The organism is Mycobacterium sp. NBC_00419 (genome assembly GCF_036023875.1).
Classification (GTDB): Bacteria; Actinomycetota; Actinomycetes; order Mycobacteriales; family Mycobacteriaceae; genus Mycobacterium.
This window is the reverse complement of sequence record NZ_CP107931.1, coordinates 1,838,113-1,853,400: the sequence shown is the minus strand read 5'-3', so window position 1 is coordinate 1,853,400 and position 15,288 is coordinate 1,838,113. Positions and strand designations below refer to the sequence as shown.

General features: G+C 67.2%; 14 protein-coding genes. 10 read left to right on the top strand and 4 right to left on the bottom strand.

Annotation, left to right across the window (positions count from 1 at the left end):
* Nucleotides 1-2: 2 nt before the first annotated feature.
* Nucleotides 3-935, bottom strand: a complete 933-nt coding sequence (locus OG976_RS08545; RefSeq protein WP_328363300.1) for a M23 family metallopeptidase — start codon at nucleotides 933-935, stop codon at nucleotides 3-5.
* Here OG976_RS08545 and OG976_RS08540 point away from each other — a divergent pair.
* The 3 genes from OG976_RS08540 to sucD all read left to right on the top strand — a co-directional run bounded on the left by OG976_RS08540 (nucleotide 828) and on the right by sucD (nucleotide 3,374).
* Nucleotides 828-1,043: a hypothetical protein gene (locus OG976_RS08540; protein ID WP_328364077.1), complete on the top strand. Its 216-nt coding sequence runs from the start codon at nucleotides 828-830 to the stop codon at nucleotides 1,041-1,043. The two genes, OG976_RS08545 and OG976_RS08540, sit on opposite strands and share 108 nt — an antisense overlap.
* 250 nt (nucleotides 1,044-1,293) lie before the next feature.
* Complete coding sequence (sucC, locus tag OG976_RS08535) at nucleotides 1,294-2,457, top strand: ADP-forming succinate--CoA ligase subunit beta (RefSeq protein WP_328360535.1); 1,164 nt, start codon at nucleotides 1,294-1,296, stop codon at nucleotides 2,455-2,457.
* 14 nt (nucleotides 2,458-2,471) lie between these two features.
* Nucleotides 2,472-3,374 carry a succinate--CoA ligase subunit alpha gene (gene sucD / locus OG976_RS08530; protein ID WP_328360532.1) on the top strand — a complete coding sequence of 301 codons (903 nt, stop codon included), beginning with the start codon at nucleotides 2,472-2,474 and terminating at the stop codon, nucleotides 3,372-3,374.
* 91 nt (nucleotides 3,375-3,465) lie between these two features.
* On the opposite strand, the gene OG976_RS08525 is transcribed toward sucD, so the two are convergent.
* Together OG976_RS08525 and OG976_RS08520 are read right to left on the bottom strand one after the other, a co-directional pair.
* Complete coding sequence (locus OG976_RS08525) at nucleotides 3,466-5,331, bottom strand: S9 family peptidase (protein WP_442930443.1); 1,866 nt, start codon at nucleotides 5,329-5,331, stop codon at nucleotides 3,466-3,468.
* 97 nt (nucleotides 5,332-5,428) lie between these two features.
* A complete protein-coding gene (locus OG976_RS08520) occupies nucleotides 5,429-6,073 on the bottom strand; it encodes a TetR/AcrR family transcriptional regulator (RefSeq protein WP_442930442.1) in 645 nt (214 codons plus the stop codon).
* Between the two features lie 94 nt (nucleotides 6,074-6,167).
* Between OG976_RS08520 and OG976_RS08515 the strand changes: the two genes are divergently transcribed.
* The gene (locus tag OG976_RS08515) at nucleotides 6,168-7,700 is read left to right on the top strand and encodes an acetyl-CoA acetyltransferase (protein WP_328360529.1); all 1,533 of its coding nucleotides are present in this window, start codon (nucleotides 6,168-6,170) and stop codon (nucleotides 7,698-7,700) included.
* Here OG976_RS08515 and OG976_RS08510 read toward each other — a convergent pair.
* Nucleotides 7,697-8,545, bottom strand: coding sequence for an LLM class F420-dependent oxidoreductase (locus OG976_RS08510; RefSeq protein WP_328360526.1), 849 nt, complete (start codon nucleotides 8,543-8,545; stop codon nucleotides 7,697-7,699). The genes OG976_RS08515 and OG976_RS08510 overlap by 4 nt on opposite strands.
* Before the next feature lie 118 nt (nucleotides 8,546-8,663).
* Between OG976_RS08510 and sfnG the strand changes: the two genes are divergently transcribed.
* The 6 genes from sfnG to OG976_RS08480 all read left to right on the top strand — a co-directional run bounded on the left by sfnG (nucleotide 8,664) and on the right by OG976_RS08480 (nucleotide 15,240).
* A complete protein-coding gene (gene sfnG, locus OG976_RS08505; protein ID WP_328360523.1) occupies nucleotides 8,664-9,794 on the top strand; it encodes a dimethylsulfone monooxygenase SfnG in 1,131 nt (376 codons plus the stop codon).
* Nucleotides 9,795-9,961: 167 nt separating this feature from the next.
* Complete coding sequence (locus tag OG976_RS08500) at nucleotides 9,962-10,771, top strand: DUF5336 domain-containing protein (protein ID WP_328360520.1); 810 nt, start codon at nucleotides 9,962-9,964, stop codon at nucleotides 10,769-10,771.
* Nucleotides 10,772-10,820: 49 nt separating this feature from the next.
* Nucleotides 10,821-12,278, top strand: coding sequence for a cell division protein PerM (locus tag OG976_RS08495; protein ID WP_328363291.1), 1,458 nt, complete (start codon nucleotides 10,821-10,823; stop codon nucleotides 12,276-12,278).
* 106 nt (nucleotides 12,279-12,384) lie between these two features.
* Nucleotides 12,385-13,014 (top strand): phosphoribosylglycinamide formyltransferase, encoded by a 630-nt coding sequence (purN, locus tag OG976_RS08490; RefSeq protein ID WP_328360517.1) that lies wholly within the window; start codon nucleotides 12,385-12,387, stop codon nucleotides 13,012-13,014.
* Nucleotides 13,011-14,594, top strand: a complete 1,584-nt coding sequence (purH, locus tag OG976_RS08485; RefSeq protein ID WP_328360514.1) for a bifunctional phosphoribosylaminoimidazolecarboxamide formyltransferase/IMP cyclohydrolase — start codon at nucleotides 13,011-13,013, stop codon at nucleotides 14,592-14,594. Before purN ends, purH begins: the two co-directional genes overlap by 4 nt.
* A 10-nt stretch (nucleotides 14,595-14,604) precedes the next feature.
* Nucleotides 14,605-15,240: an LpqN/LpqT family lipoprotein gene (locus OG976_RS08480; RefSeq protein ID WP_328360511.1), complete on the top strand. Its 636-nt coding sequence runs from the start codon at nucleotides 14,605-14,607 to the stop codon at nucleotides 15,238-15,240.
* Nucleotides 15,241-15,288 lie beyond the last annotated feature (48 nt).

Genomic DNA, 15,288 nt, shown 5'->3' with positions numbered 1-15,288 from the left:
GCTCAGCCGACGTAGGGCCCGAGCGATATGCCCCGGGCGGCGAGCCACGGCACCGGGTCGATGAAGTTCGTGCCGTTCTGCAGAACCGAGAAGTGCAAGTGCGGCCCGGTGGAGTTGCCGCGGTTGCCGATGGTGGCGATCTGATCGCCCGCGAACACCCGCTGACCGATCTGCACGTTCCAGGTGTTGACGTGGCCGTAGAGCGTCACTGAGCCGTCCGAGTGGCGGATCTTGACCCACGCGCCGTATCCGGCGGTCGGTCCCGCGTCGACGACGACGCCGTCGCCCGCGGCGTAGATCGGGGTGCCGATCGGGCCCGCGAGGTCGATACCGGCGTGCAGTGCACCCCAGCGGTAGCCGAAGCCCGAGGTGAACACGCCCTTGGTCGGCATCACGAACAGCGGCCGCTGAAGCCGGGCCTCGCGCTCTGCGCGTTCCTGGGCGAACGCCGCGCCCTTGGACAGTTCCTCGCTGTGCACGGATGCGTCAGCGACCGGCGCCACGGCGATGAGCTGCATCCCGCGCGGTGTGGTGACGCCGCCCTCGATCGGGGTCTTGTCGGCGGCCAGCACGGTCTGAGTGGTCGTCTCCGTCGCCGGCTGCACCGCGGTGTAGGCGGCGGCAGCGGCGGCGCCGGCAGCCATCGCAGCGATCATCACGCGGCCCTTGGCGGCGCTGGTCGGCTGGCGGCGGTGCTGCGGCGTGCGCGGCAGGATGTCGGTGATCTCGGTGTTGGTGAACATCGGCTGCTCGGCGCGGTCGCGGTCCCGTGTGGTGGCGAAATCGGTGGGAACCACGAGTCGCAGCGGGGTCAGGTCGTCAGCGTCATGCATGTCATCAAGTTCCGGGGAGTGCACCACTTGCGACTCGGTGTCGAAGGCGGAGTGCTCGCGGAAGTCTACGTCGCAGAGGTCACCGAACTCGTTAAAGGGGATTATGTCGGTGACGTCGACCCGTTCGGGATCAAAAGCCCTGGTCGCGGCGTCTGCGGCCCGATCATCCCCGGGGAGACCTGGATCCGTCCGATGCTGCCGCAAAACTGAATACCCCTCGTACCGTAACCAAAGCGTTATCTAGACCCCAGAGACGTTAACCAATCTCCAATGCGGGTGGCAACCGATGCGGCTATTCCTCAGGAGATTGTGAGTTGAATCACTTGGGCTCGTCGGTGAGATGTGCCACATGAGTGGTAGGCGGGGCTAGCGCCTTTCGCGCGTGTCGATACAGTTCCCCCGGAGCGACTTCCCCCACGCAACATCACCAAATTGTCAGCGCCGACCAGACAGTGAGCACATGGATCTCTTCGAATATCAGGCGAAGGAATTGTTCGCCAAGCACAACGTTCCCACCACCCCGGGCCGGGTCACCGACTCCCCGGCGGACGCCAAGGCCATCGCCGAGGAAATCGGTAAGCCCGTGATGGTCAAGGCCCAGGTCAAGGTGGGTGGCCGTGGTAAGGCCGGTGGCGTCAAGTACGCCGCCACCCCCGAGGACGCCTTCACCCACGCACAGAACATTCTCGGCCTGGACATCAAGGGCCACGTGGTGAAGAAGTTGCTGGTCGCCGAGGCCAGCGACATCGCCGAGGAGTACTACATCTCCTTCCTGCTCGACCGCTCCAACCGGACCTACCTGGCGATGTGCTCGGTCGAGGGCGGCATGGAGATCGAAGAGGTCGCCGCCACCAAGCCCGAGCGCCTCGCCAAGGTGCCCGTCGACGCCGTCAAGGGTGTCGACCTGGCGTTCGCCCGTTCGATCGCCGAGCAGGGCCATCTGCCCGCTGAGGTGCTCGACGCCGCGGCAGTGACCATCCAGAAGTTGTGGGAGGTCTTCGTCGGCGAGGACGCCACCCTGGTCGAGGTCAATCCGCTGGTGCGCACGCCCGACGATCAGATCCTGGCGCTGGACGGCAAGGTCACTCTCGACGCCAACGCCGACTTCCGCCAGCCCGGCCACGCCGAGTTCGAGGACCGCGACGCCACCGACCCGCTGGAGCTCAAGGCCAAGGAGAACGACCTCAACTACGTCAAGCTCGACGGCGCGGTCGGCATCATCGGTAACGGCGCCGGCCTGGTCATGTCCACCCTGGACGTGGTGGCCTACGCCGGTGAGAAGCACGGCGGCGTCAAGCCCGCCAACTTCCTCGACATCGGCGGCGGCGCGTCGGCCGAGGTGATGGCCAACGGCCTCGACGTCATCCTCGGCGACAGCCAGGTCAAGAGCGTGTTCGTCAACGTGTTCGGTGGCATCACCGCTTGCGACGCGGTGGCGAACGGCATCGTCGGTGCGCTCAAGAAGCTCGGCGACAGTGCCAACAAGCCGCTCGTCGTACGCCTCGACGGCAACAATGTCGAAGAGGGTCGCCGCATCCTCAATGAGGCCAACCATCCCCTGGTGATCCAGGCCGAGACCATGGACGCTGGCGCCGACAAGGCCGCCGAGCTGGCCAACAAGTAAGGGAGCCAACCACAATGTCTATCTTCCTGAACAAAGACAGCAAGGTCATCGTCCAGGGCATCACCGGCGGTGAGGGCACCAAGCACACCAAGCTGATGCTCAAGGCCGGTACCCAGGTCGTCGGTGGCGTCAACGCGCGCAAGGCCGGCACCACCGTGTCGCATGTCGACAAGGACGGCAACGACATCGAACTGCCGGTGTTCGGCAGCGTCGCCGAGGCCATCAAGGAGACCGGCGCCGACGTGTCGATCGCCTTCGTGCCGCCGGCGTTCTCCAAGGACGCCATCATCGAGGCCATCGACGCCGAGATCCCGCTGCTGGTGGTCATCACCGAGGGAATTCCGGTGCAGGACAGCGCCTATGCGTGGGCCTACAACGTCGACAAGGGCGAGAAGACCCGGATCATCGGCCCGAACTGTCCCGGCATCATCACCCCCGGTGAGTCGCTGGTCGGCATCACGCCGAACAACATCACCGGCAAGGGCCCGATCGGTCTGGTGTCGAAGTCCGGCACGCTGACCTACCAGATGATGTACGAGCTGCGCGACCTCGGTTTCTCCACCGCGATCGGCATCGGCGGCGACCCGGTCATCGGCACCACCCACATCGACGCGATCAAGGCCTTCGAGGAAGATCCGGAGACCAAGATCATCGTGATGATCGGCGAGATCGGCGGCGACGCCGAAGAGAAGGCGGGCGCCTACATCAAGGCCAACGTCTCCAAGCCGGTCGTCGGCTACGTCGCGGGCTTCACCGCTCCGGAGGGCAAGACGATGGGCCACGCCGGTGCCATCGTGTCCGACGGTGCCGGCACCGCCCAGGGCAAGAAGGAAGCCCTCGAGGCGGCCGGGGTCAAGGTCGGCAAGACGCCGTCGGAGACTGCCACTCTGGCCCGGGAAATCCTCAACAGCCTGTAATCGGCGGGGATCCTCCACCGCGAGTTCCACATCAGGGCTGTGATCCTCATCGGATCACAGCCCTGATGTCGATTTCGGCGCCAGCCGCGACTCAGACGCGACCGCCCAGGTGCTGGGCCAGGAAGCGTTCGACGGCGTGGTACATGTCGATTTGGTTGTCCGGGTTGACGAATCCGTGTCCCTCGTCGTCCTTGACCAGGTACTCCACCTCGACCCCGCGCTCGCGCAGCGCGTCGACCATGTTGTCGGATTCGGCCTTCACCACCCGAGAGTCGTTGGCGCCCTGGATAACCAGCAGCGGGGTTCGGATCTGGTCGACCCGGGTGATCGGCGAACGGGCGAGCATGTCGGCCTCTTGCGCCGGGTCGGACGGATCGCCGACGTAGCGATGCCAGTTGTTGGCCAGGAACGGCCGGGCGACCGTGGGTAGTGTCCGCATGAAGTTCGCCAGACTCGAGATGCCGACGTAGTCGATGGCCGCGGCGAAGACGTCCGGGGTGAAGGTCACACCGACCAGCGCCGCGTAGCCGCCGTAGGAGCCGCCGAAGATCGCCACCCGGTCCCGGTCTGCGACGCCCTGGCTCACCGCCCAGTCGACGGCGTCGATCAGATCGTCATGCATCGTGCCGGCGAACTCACCGATCGCCGCCGTGGTGAACGACTTGCCGTACCCGGTGGATCCGCGAAAGTTGACCTGCAGCACGGCATATCCGCGGTTGGCCAGGAACTGGACATCGGGTTGGAAACCCCAGCAGTCGCGTGCCCACGGGCCGCCGTGCACCAGCAGGACCATCGGCAGTCCGACCGGATCGACACCCACCGGCAGGGTCAGATACGAGTGCAGGTCCAGCCCGTCGCGTGAGGTGATGGTGACCGGTTGCATGGGCGCCAGTGCCTCGGGATCCAGGCGCGGATAGGGCCGGAACAGCAGCCGGCTCGCACCGGTGGAGTGATCGTAGAAGTAGGTGGCCCACGGGTCTCGGTCGTGGGTGAAGCTCACCACCCACCGTTGCCCGGTGGCGTCGGTGGACAACCCGGCGAGATCACCATCCGAGAGCGCGGCCAGATTGCCCAGCACGGCGGCGAATTCCGGATCCAGCGGGTGGATCACCTGACGCTCGCCGTAGTAGCGGGCACCGATCAGGTCACCGGTGGATCCACTGACGATCAGCGGGGAGGGCAGCACCGCCTGCGCGGCCAGATCGAAACTCGGGTGCTGATCAACCTCAGTCTCCTGGCCCGTCGCCACATCGACGCGCACCAGTCGTGTTCGATCACTGCCCTGACTGGATCCCAGCCACATCCCGGTACCGTCCGGGGTGACGACGACGGGGTACATGCCGACGGGGTAGTCGGCGCCGTCGTAAACCCTGATGGTGCGCAACGACTTCGTGTCGTGCTGCCACTGCGACAGCTCGACATCGCCCTCGGCGTTCAGCACCGAGGTGAACAACTCACCGTTCTGGCTGCAGAGCCACTGCACGACGGTGCCCGGATTCTGTGCCAGCAGAGTCAGTTCGCCCGAGGCGATGTCGAGTTCGTAGGCGTCGAAGAGTTCGGGGTTGCGGTTGTTGAGCTGGACGACGGCCTTGCCCGGACGTCCTTTGAGGAGCGTGAAATCGGCTCTGGCGCCGGGGAACGGGGTGAGGTCAACGGCCGGCGCGGCCGGGTCGGCGAGGTCGACGCGGAACACGTGCCAGTTCTCATCACCGCCGCCGTCCTGCATGTAGAGCAGCCAGCGCGAGTCGTGGGTCCAGCGGTAGATGTACACGCTGCGGGTGTCGTCGGCGGTGACACATCGCGCCGGTTCGGTGGCCTCGATGTCTTGTACCCACACGTTGAGCCGGTTGCGCCAGGGCGCCAGGTAGGCGATCCGGGTCCCGTCCGGCGAGATGGTCGCGCCGGCGCGTTCGGGTGGGCTGAAGAAGTCTTCGACGGTGATGAATTCGGGTAGCACTGGAATCCCTTCCCCATGATTACGACGTGCGTGGTCGACGGGCCTGCGCTGCTGAGGCTCGCGATCTGTATTGGGTTGGGGGAGTGGCGATATGGGGTCAGCGGGTCACCGGGCCGCCGAGGCGGCCGTTGGTCGCCTCGGTGATGGCCCGATCGATCAGCCCCAGCGCTTCGGCTTGGGTGACCGGTTTGCCCTCGACGATGACGGTTCTGCCGACGTCCTCGTCGATGACGCGGAACGCCCCGGTGACGGTGGCCGCACAGAGTCGTACGGTCAGATCGTCAGCGGGCAGGCCCAGGCGATCGGCGATCACCGGTAGGAGCCCGCGTTCCATCTCGTCGTGCACCATCAGATAGGCCGTGCGCAGTGCCGGTTCGGTCGCCGAGAGCGTGCCGATCCGCAACGCGGCGATCTCGTCCTCGATGTCCTGTGCCGACAGCGGGTATGTGACCGCGTCCGCGACGAGGTGCTCGATCAGGGACAGCTCGTGCGGCCAGCGTCGCGCCGAGGCCAGAAATCGTTCGGCCGTCTTGGCGAGCAATGGCTCGACGCAGCTCTCCTTCGTCCGGAAGTAGCGCCAGATCGTCCTCGTGGACAACCCCGCCGCGGCGGCGATGTCGTCGCCGCTCGTCGCGGAGACGCCACGATCCCAGAACAACGCTGCCGCCTTGCGCGACACGTCCAGTCGCGCCTGCGAAGGCTTGCCGCCGATGGCTTCGCCCCTTCTCCCCGTCCCTGTCACTTAGTGACACCACCACACTGTCACTAAGTGACAAGGCGGTCAAGGAAGTCGCGGGTTGGCGCAACAGGAACGTGTTCTATTAGCCTGTCGAACTATGGTCGATCCGCGCACACCCGTCATCGTCGGCGTCGGTCAGTTCACCGAGCGAGTCGACGACCCCGCCTACCGCGGCATGTCGTCGGTGGAACTGGCCACCGAGGCGGTTCGCGCCGCGCTCGCTGACACCGGCGCAGACGTCGCCGCAGTGGCCAAGGCGATCGAGGTGTTTGCCGGGCTGCGGCAGTTCGAGATCTGCTCGCCCTTCACCAAACCCGCCTTCGGATGCTCGGACAACTACGTGCGCTCGGTGGCTCGTCGCGTCGGCGCGGATCCCGCCCGTGCGGTGCTGGAGTCGATCGGCGGCAACAGCCCCCAGAAGCTGATGACAGAGTTCGCCGGCTTGATCGCCGCCGGTGACATCGAAGTGGCGTTGCTCCTCGGTTCCGAGCCGGGTTCCACCGAGAAGTACTACGCGAACCGCGACGACAAGCCGGACTTCACCGAGACGGTCGGCGGCCAACTCGAGGATCGCGGGTACGGCTACGAGCAGTACATGAGCGAATACACCGCCAACCACGGGTTGACCGGCGCGCCCGTCCAGTACGGATTGCTCGACAACGCCAGGCGGGCCCGTCTCGGACGCGGTGTCGCCGACTACCGCCTCGACATGGCCGAGCTGTTCGCGCCGTTCTCGAAAGTCGCTGCCAAGAACCCGTTTTCGTTCTCACCGGTGGAGCGCTCGGTCACCGAGCTGATCACTGTCACCGAACAGAACCGAATGATCTGCGACCCCTACCCCCGGTTGATGGTGGCTCGTGACCAGGTGAACCAGGGCGCCGCCGCGCTGATCATGTCGGTGGATGCGGCCCGCCGTCTCGGGGTGCCCGAGGAGAAGTGGGTCTATCTGCACGGGCACGCAGACCAGACCGAGCAGGATCTGCTGGACCGCGTCGACGTCAGCATCAGTAACGCGGCGAAACAGTCGGTGGCAGAAGCACTTCGGGTCGCCGGAATCGGTATCGACGAGGTCAGCACCTTCGACCTCTACAGCTGCTTCCCCTTCCCGGTCTTCGCGGTGTGTGATGCGTTCGGATTGGCAACCGACGACCCGCGTGGGTTCACCCTCACTGGCGGTCTGCCGTTCTTCGGCGGTCCCGGCAACAGCTACTCGTTGCATGCAATCGCCGAGACGGTCGCCGAAATGCGGGACAAGCCAGGCGCGTTCGGCTTGGTGGGTGCCAATGGCGGCGTGATGAGCAAGTACTCCACCGGTGTGTACTCGACCTCGCCCGTCGACTGGACGCCCGATCGCAGCAAGGCGTTGCAGGCAGACATCGCCGCGCTGCCGACGGTGGCCGTCACCCGCAACGCCGACGGTCCCGGCGTCATCGAGACATACTCGGTGCGGTACGACTGGCCCGAACGCACCGGCGTCATCATCGGCCGGCTTGGAGCCGACGACAGCCGGTTCATGGCCCTGACCACCGACGCGGACCTGGTGGCACTGATGTCAGACGGTGACCCGCTGGGTGCGGCCATCACCGTCACGTCCGGTGCGGACGGGGTGAACCGGGCCGTGCTGGGTTAGGCGAGCGCGCTGAGCTTGCCCGCCAGCCGCTCGACGTACGCACTCACCTCGTCGGCGGATTTGTCCGGCAGTCCGAACAGCACCTCGGTCACGCCGATCTCGCGCCAGTGCTCGAGCTTCTCGGGAACCGGCTTGTAGTCCAGCGCCACGATCTGCGGGGCACCATCGCGCCCGGCGGCGGCCCAGGTGTCATGCAGCAGCTGCACCGGGGCGTCGATGTCGAAGTCGCGCGGGGTGGTGATCCAGCCGTCAGCGTGGCGGGAGATCCACTTGAAGGTGTTCTCGGTGCCGCCGGCGCCCACCAGAACCGGGATGTGCGACTGCACCGGCTTGGGCCACGCCCAGCTCGGTCCGAAGTTCACGAACTCGCCCTCGTAGGACGCCTCTTCCTGGGTCCACAGCGCGCGCATGGCCTCGATGTACTCGCGCAGCACCGTGCGCCTGCGGTTGGGCGGCACGTGGTGATCGAGCAACTCGTCGGTGTTCCAGCCGAAGCCGACACCGAGGCTCACCCGTCCGCCCGACAGATGATCAAGTGTGGCAATCGATTTCGCCAGTGTGATCGGGTCGTGCTCGACGGGCAGTGCGACGGCGGTGGACAGCCGGACCCTGGAGGTCACCGCGGCCGCGGTGCCCAGGCTCACCCACGGATCCAGCGTGCGCATGTAGCGGTCGTCGGGCAGCGTCTCGTCACCGGTGCTCGGGTGCGCGGCCTCCCGTTTGACCGGGATGTGGGTGTGCTCCGGTACGTAGAACGTCTGGAAGCCGTGGTCATCGGCGAGTTTGGCGGCCGCGGCCGGGGTGATGCCGCGGTCGCTGGTGAACAGCACAAGCCCGTAATCCATGCCGAGAATTAGAACGAGTTCCAATCGTCGGGGCAAGGCCGGGTCCCGATCGCGACACTGAACTCTGGGAGAGTTAAACCGGTGACGGGTTCGGGCAGCGTGGCGAACATGGCACACCGTGACGACCGAACGTATTGCAGACCAAGTGAAATTCGCCTACTGGGTGCCCAACGTCAGTGGTGGGCTGGTGACCAGTGATATCGAGCAGCGCACCGACTGGAACTACGAGTACAACGCGAAGCTGGCGCAGACCGCGGAGAACAACGGCTTCGAGTACGCGTTGAGCCAGGTGCGCTACGAGGCGAGTTACGGCGCGGAGTTCCAGCACGAGTCGACCAGCTTCAGCCTGGCGCTGCTGTTGGCGACCCAGCGGCTCAAGGTCATCGCCGCAGTGCACCCGGGATTGTGGCATCCAGCCGTGCTGGCCAAGCTCGGTGCGACCGCCGATCACCTCTCCGGTGGACGCTTCGCCATCAACGTGGTCTCGGGCTGGTTCAAAGACGAGTTCACCCACTTGGGTGAGCCGTGGCTCGAGCATGACGAGCGCTACCGGCGCAGCGCGGAATTCCTGCAGGTGATCCGCAAGATCTGGACCGAGGACAACGTCGACTTCCGCGGCGACTTCTACCGCATCCACGACTTCACCCTCAAGCCCAAGCCGCTCAACACCGAGGCGCGTCCCAATCCTGAACTGTTCCAAGGCGGCAACTCCACCGCGGCGCGACGCAACGGCGGCTACTACTCCGACTGGTACTTCTCCAACGGCAAGGACTTCGACGGCGTCACCGAGCAGGTCGTCGAGGTCCGTGACCACGCCCGCGACGCCGGCCGGGAGGTCCGCTTCGGTCTCAACGGCTTCATCATCGCCCGCGACACCGAGAAAGAAGCCAAGGAGACGCTGCGCGAGATCATTGCCAAGGCCAACAAACCCGCCGTCGAAGGCTTCAAGTCGGCTGTTCAGCAAGCCGGCAGCTCCACCGGTGACAAGCGTGGGATGTGGGCCGACTCCAGCTTCGAAGACCTCGTGCAGTACAACGACGGCTTCCGCACCCAGCTGATCGGTACCCCCGAACAGATCGCCGAACGCATCGCCGCCTACCGCAAACGCGGTGTCGACCTCATCCTCGGCGGCTTCCTGCACTTCCAGGAAGAGATCGAGTACTTCGGCGCCAAGGTGCTGCCCCTGGTCCGCGAAATCGAAGCAGCCGAGAGCGATTCGGTGGGGGCCCCGTTGCTGGCCTCCGCCTGAGTCCTGCGGGCAGTTTGCCAACTGCCTGTGTGACACGCCGATGGTCGCCGCCCCCGCGGCGCTGTGCGCTAGCGTTGATGATCGGACTGGCCCCCGGGCCGGTTCGAGTGCCACAACCGACGCAGCGCCGCAGGGGAGCGCGGCGTGACAAGGCTGGAGGAGAGGCCATGACTTACCCGCCCAACAACCCGGGCTACCCGCCCACGCAGCCGCAAGGCGCGTACGGGGTGACCGGGCCGTCGTTCGCGCAGGGCGAGCCCGGACCCAGCAAGCTGCCGTTCTATCTGACGATCGCCGTAGTTGTCGCCGGGCTGGCCGCCTACTTGGCCAGCTTCGGCCCGGTGTTCACCGTCACCGCCGAACTCGGCCCGTTCGGCGGAGCCGAACTCACCGGAAGCGGCGGTGGCTATCCGGTCATCGCGGCGGTCCTGGCCGCCTTGCTGGCTGCGGTCAGCCTGGTGCCCAAGGCCAAGCCCTACACCGCGGTCGTCGCGGCGGTATCGGTTCTCGCCGTGCTGCTGGTGATCGCCCAGGTGGTCAGCAAGCCGAGCGGTTTCTCGATCGGCTGGGCACTGTGGCTGGTGCTCGCCTTCACCATTCTCGAGGCCATTGCCGCAGTAGCCGCGCTCCTGCTCGAGGCCGGGGTCATCACCGCGCCGGCGCCGCGGCCCCGCTACGAGCAGTACGGCCAGTACGGTCCGCCCCCCGGTGGCTACTACGGCCAGCCCGGCCCGCAGGGACCCGCGCAGCGTCCCTACCCGCCGCAGTACGGCAGCGGATACCCGTCGGGACCGCCGACCGGCGGTTTCTCCGGGCCCGGACCGCAGAATGGTCCGCCCACCCCGCCCACCGGATTCCCCAGTTTCAGCCCGCCGCCGTCGGTCGGGTCAGGTCAGCAGCAGCCGGCGCCCGGGCAGCCCGGTCAGCAGTCACAGGCGCCGTCATCGTCGCCGTCATCGGGCCCGACACCGTCCTAACCGGGTGCGCCTCGCGCGCTCCGGATAACCAGCGCGACCAGTGACGCGAATGGAAGACCAGCGGCCCGTCGGCGCGCGCCAGGCGCGTGACCTGGTTCGGGTCGCATTCGGGCCGTCGGTGGTCGCCCTGGTGGTCATCACCGCGGTGACCTTGATGCAACTCGTCATCGCCAACAGCGATATGACCGGCACGCTGGGTGCGGTGGCCAGTATGTGGCTGGCCGTGCACCAGGTGCCGATCTCGATCGCCGGTCATCAGATCGGGATGCTCCCGCTGCTGCCGGTGCTGCTGATGGTGTGGGGTACCGCGCGCACGACTGCCCAGGCGACCTCGCCGCGGGCGTCATGGTTCGTGATCCGCTGGATCGCCGCCTCCGCGCTCGGCGGGCCCCTGCTGATCGCTGCGATCGCCCTGGCAGTCATCCACGACGCCTCCTCGGTGATCACCGACCTGCAGACGCCGAGCGCGTTGCGGGCGTTCTCCGGGGTACTGGCGGTGCACGCTGTCGGCGCGCTGATCGGGGTGGGCTCGCAGGTGGGCTGGCGGGCGCTGCGATCGGCCGGGCTGCCGATGTGGCTGGGCGACACCGTCCGTGCCGCGCTTGCCGGGATCCTCGCGCTGTTCGGCCTATCGGCGGCGGTGACGGCCGCATCACTGGTGGTGCATTGGGGCACCATGCACGAACTGTTCGCGATCACCGATTCGGTGTTCGGCCAGCTGAGTCTGACGGTGCTGTCCGTGCTGTACGCGCCCAATGTGATCGTCGGGACCTCGGCGGTGGCCGTCGGCTCCAGCGCACACATCGGCTTCGCGACGTTCAGTTCCTTCACGGTGTTCGGCGGTGACATTCCGGCGGTGCCGATCCTGGCCGCGGTACCCACCCCGCCGCTGGGACCGGTGTGGGTGGCGTTGCTGATCGTCGGTGCCGCTGCCGGTGTCGCGGTGGGACAGCAGTGTGCCCGCCGGCCGTTGCCGCTGCCTGCGGCGCTGGGCAAGCTGGCGGTGGCCGCGGTGCTGTCGGCGGTGACGATGGCGCTGCTCGGCTACGCCGGCGGCGGCAAGCTGGGCAACTTCGGCGATGTCGGTGTCGACCAGTCGACGTTCGGCCCCGGAGTGTTCTTCTGGTTCTTCCTCGTCGGTGGCCTGACCGTCGTGATGTCCGGCGGTGTGATCCGGCGGCCCAGGCGCGTCGCGCCGCCGGTGCCGATTGCCGTGCCGGAAGGTGAGCTGGCGGGTGATCCGGCCAGTGAGCCGATGACGGAGCCGATCGTGTTCGGCGAGCCCGCCGACGTCGAGGACCTGGCGCTGCTCCCTGACGACGTGGACGGAGGGTTCGAACCGGAACCCGAGGTCGAGGCCGCGCCCGAACCCGAACCCGAGCCCGAGCGGGAGCCGGCTGTGCCGGCGCGGCCGGTGCGCCCCGCCCCCGACCTGGAAGACGTCGAGGACCTGATGGTCGTCGACGACGATCTCGAGGCCGACGAGCCCCGGCCCCCGCGAGACTGAGCTCACGCCGACAACGTGCGAGTAGCGGCCTGCGTGACGTCAATCTCGCGGTGATCAGCCGGGTGCCCGGTCTCGTCGGTGGCCCATCACCGTTAGGCTCATCGCCGTGCAGCATCCCCTTCGCATCCCGGCCAGCGCGCCGGCTCGCGTCGTTGTCCTGGCCTCCGGGACCGGGACGCTGCTGCAGTCCCTGCTGGACTCCGCGGTCGGGGACTACCCGGCCCGCATCGTGGCGGTCGGCGTCGACCGCGACTGCCGTGCCGTGCAGATCGCGCAGGCCGCCGGGATCCCCGCCTACTGCGAACGCCTCGGCGACCACCCGGACCGCTCTAGCTGGGACGCCGCGATCGCCGATGCCACCGCCGCCCACCAGCCCGACCTCATCGTGTCGGCGGGATTCATGAAAATCCTTGGCCCCGAATTTCTTTCGCGATTCATCGGCCGGGTGGTCAATACCCACCCCGCGTTGCTGCCCGCTTTCCCCGGTGCGCACGCCGTGCCGGATGCGCTGAACTACGGGGTCAGGGTCACCGGGTGCACCGTGCATCTGGTGGACGCCGGCATGGACACTGGGCCGATCCTGGCTCAGGAGGCGGTCGAGGTTCTCGACAGCGACGATGAAGACACGTTGCACGAACGCATCAAGATCGTCGAACGACGATTGCTGGTGGACGTGCTGGCCGCGGTGGCAACCCGCGGTGTGACCTGGATTGGCAGAAAGGCGACCATAGGATGACGTCGGGGACATTGATCGGCAAGAGACCGATCCGGCGCGCGCTGATCAGCGTGTACGACAAGAGCGGGCTGATCCCGCTGGCGCAGGGTCTGCACGAGGCAGGCGTGGACATCGTTTCCACCGGTTCGACAGCGAAAACTATTGCCAGCAAGGGCATTCCGGTCACCCCGGTCGAGACGGTCACCGGTTTCCCCGAGGTGCTCGACGGCCGGGTCAAGACCCTGCACCCGCATATCCACGCCGGCCTGCTCGCCGACACCCGCAACGCCGAGCACGTGCAGGCGCTGGAGAAGCTCAACATCGAGCCGTTCGACCTCGTCGTGGTCAACCTCTACCCGTTCAGCGAGACGGTCGACTCCGGGGCCGAGATCGACGAATGCGTCGAGCAGATCGACATCGGCGGGCCGTCGATGGTCCGCGCGGCCGCCAAGAACCACGCCAGTGTTGCCGTCGTGGTCGACCCCCTCGGCTACGACGGGGTGCTGGCGGCAGTGCGCGCCGGTGGCTTCACCCTGACCGAGCGCAAGAAGCTGGCGTCACTGGCCTTCCGGCACACCGCCGAGTACGACGTCGCGGTCGCCAGCTGGATGGGGTTCACCCTGGCCCCCGAGGAGGGCGACGCACCGCCGTTCCTGCCGCCGTGGTTCGGCCGCACCTGGCGCCGCACCTCGCTGCTGCGCTACGGCGAGAACCCGCATCAGCAGGCCGCGCTCTACAGCGACGACGTCGGCTGGCCCGGCCTGGCCCAGGCCGAGCAGTTGCACGGAAAAGAGATGTCCTACAACAACTTCACCGACGCCGACGCCGCGTGGCGAGCCGCCTTCGACCACGAGCAGATCTGCGTGGCGATCATCAAGCACGCCAACCCGTGCGGTATCGCGATCTCGCACACGTCGGTGGCCGACGCCCACCGCAAGGCCCACGAGTGTGATCCACTGTCCGCGTTCGGCGGGGTGATCGCGGCCAACACCGAAGTGACGGTGGAGATGGCCGAGTTCGTCTCGGAGATCTTCACCGAGGTCATCATCGCGCCGGCCTACGAGCCCGGTGCGGTGGAGGTGCTGGCGCGCAAGAAGAACATTCGCGTCCTGGTCGCCGCCGAGCCGCCCGTCGACGGGGTGGAGATCCGCCAGATCAGCGGCGGGCTGCTGATGCAGGAGCGCGACAGCATCAACGCCCCGGGTGACGACCCGGCCAACTGGACGCTGGCCACCGGCACCGTGGCGGATGCGCCGACTCTCTCCGATCTGGCATTCGCCTGGCGTACCTGCCGCGCGGTCAAGTCCAACGCGATCGTCATCGCCGCCGACGGCGCCACGGTCGGCGTGGGCATGGGCCAGGTCAACCGGGTCGATGCGGCCCGGTTGGCCGTCGAGCGCGGCGGGGACCGGGTACGCGGCGCTGTCGCGGCCAGCGACGCCTTCTTCCCGTTCCCCGACGGACTGGAGACGCTGACCGCAGCCGGGGTCAAGGCGATCGTCCATCCCGGCGGCTCGATGCGCGACGAACTGGTCACCGAGGCCGCCGCCAAGGCGGGAATCACGTTGTATCTCACCGGCGCCCGGCATTTCGCGCACTGAGATCCGGCTGATGACCCCGCGGGTGGTGCTGGTCGCGGCGACGGCCCTGGTGCTGCTCACCTCGTGCACCCGGGTGGTCGACGACGCCCGCGGGTTCGCTGCGCCGAACATGGGCAGCGCTGGTGCCACGGCCGCCGACTGCACCTCGGTCGACGTCCCGCTGACCACGATTCCCAGCCAGGATCGGGACGAGCCGGTGCTCAAGGTCCCGCAGCCGGCCGGCTGGGAGCGCGTGCGGATGATGGACTCCGAGCTGATCCGCTACACCATGCGCAACACCGATCTGGTCAGTGCCGGCTTCGCGCCGACGGCGGTGGTCACCTTGGAGAGCAGACCCGGTTTGATCGAGCCCAACGACGTGTTCGACGCGCAGCGCAAGGGTCTGCGCTCCGGTATCGGCGCCCGGGACATGCAGTCGGCCAAGACCACGCTGTGCGGTCTGCCCGCCGAGATGGTCGACTACGAGATGCCCTCGGTGGGCGGCCTGCCACCCCACCCGGCGCGGGTGCTGTGTGCGGTGCTGCAGACCGACGGCCGGACCTTTGCCATGACACTGACCGTGCAGAGCGCAGACCCCGGCAACCCCACATATCAGCGTGATGCCGAGACGATCCTGACCGGATTCCAGATGCTCTCGCCCGCTTAGCAGGCCAACCGTCACGCACGGGTAAGGAGGTAGCAGGTGCCTGCGGGC

What these genes read in the sequence shown, in the direction of transcription:
- OG976_RS08540 (WP_328364077.1), top strand. Translation starts at nt 828, where the DNA reads ATGCATGTCATCAAGTTCCGGGGAGTGCACCACTTGCGACTCGGTGTC.
- sucC (WP_328360535.1), top strand. Translation starts at nt 1,294, where the DNA reads ATGGATCTCTTCGAATATCAGGCGAAGGAATTGTTCGCCAAGCACAAC.
- sucD (WP_328360532.1), top strand. Translation starts at nt 2,472, where the DNA reads ATGTCTATCTTCCTGAACAAAGACAGCAAGGTCATCGTCCAGGGCATC.
- OG976_RS08515 (WP_328360529.1), top strand. Translation starts at nt 6,168, where the DNA reads ATGGTCGATCCGCGCACACCCGTCATCGTCGGCGTCGGTCAGTTCACC.
- OG976_RS08510 (WP_328360526.1), bottom strand. Translation starts at nt 8,545, where the DNA reads ATGGATTACGGGCTTGTGCTGTTCACCAGCGACCGCGGCATCACCCCG.
- OG976_RS08500 (WP_328360520.1), top strand. Translation starts at nt 9,962, where the DNA reads ATGACTTACCCGCCCAACAACCCGGGCTACCCGCCCACGCAGCCGCAA.
- OG976_RS08495 (WP_328363291.1), top strand. Translation starts at nt 10,821, where the DNA reads ATGGAAGACCAGCGGCCCGTCGGCGCGCGCCAGGCGCGTGACCTGGTT.
- purH (WP_328360514.1), top strand. Translation starts at nt 13,011, where the DNA reads ATGACGTCGGGGACATTGATCGGCAAGAGACCGATCCGGCGCGCGCTG.
- OG976_RS08480 (WP_328360511.1), top strand. Translation starts at nt 14,605, where the DNA reads ATGACCCCGCGGGTGGTGCTGGTCGCGGCGACGGCCCTGGTGCTGCTC.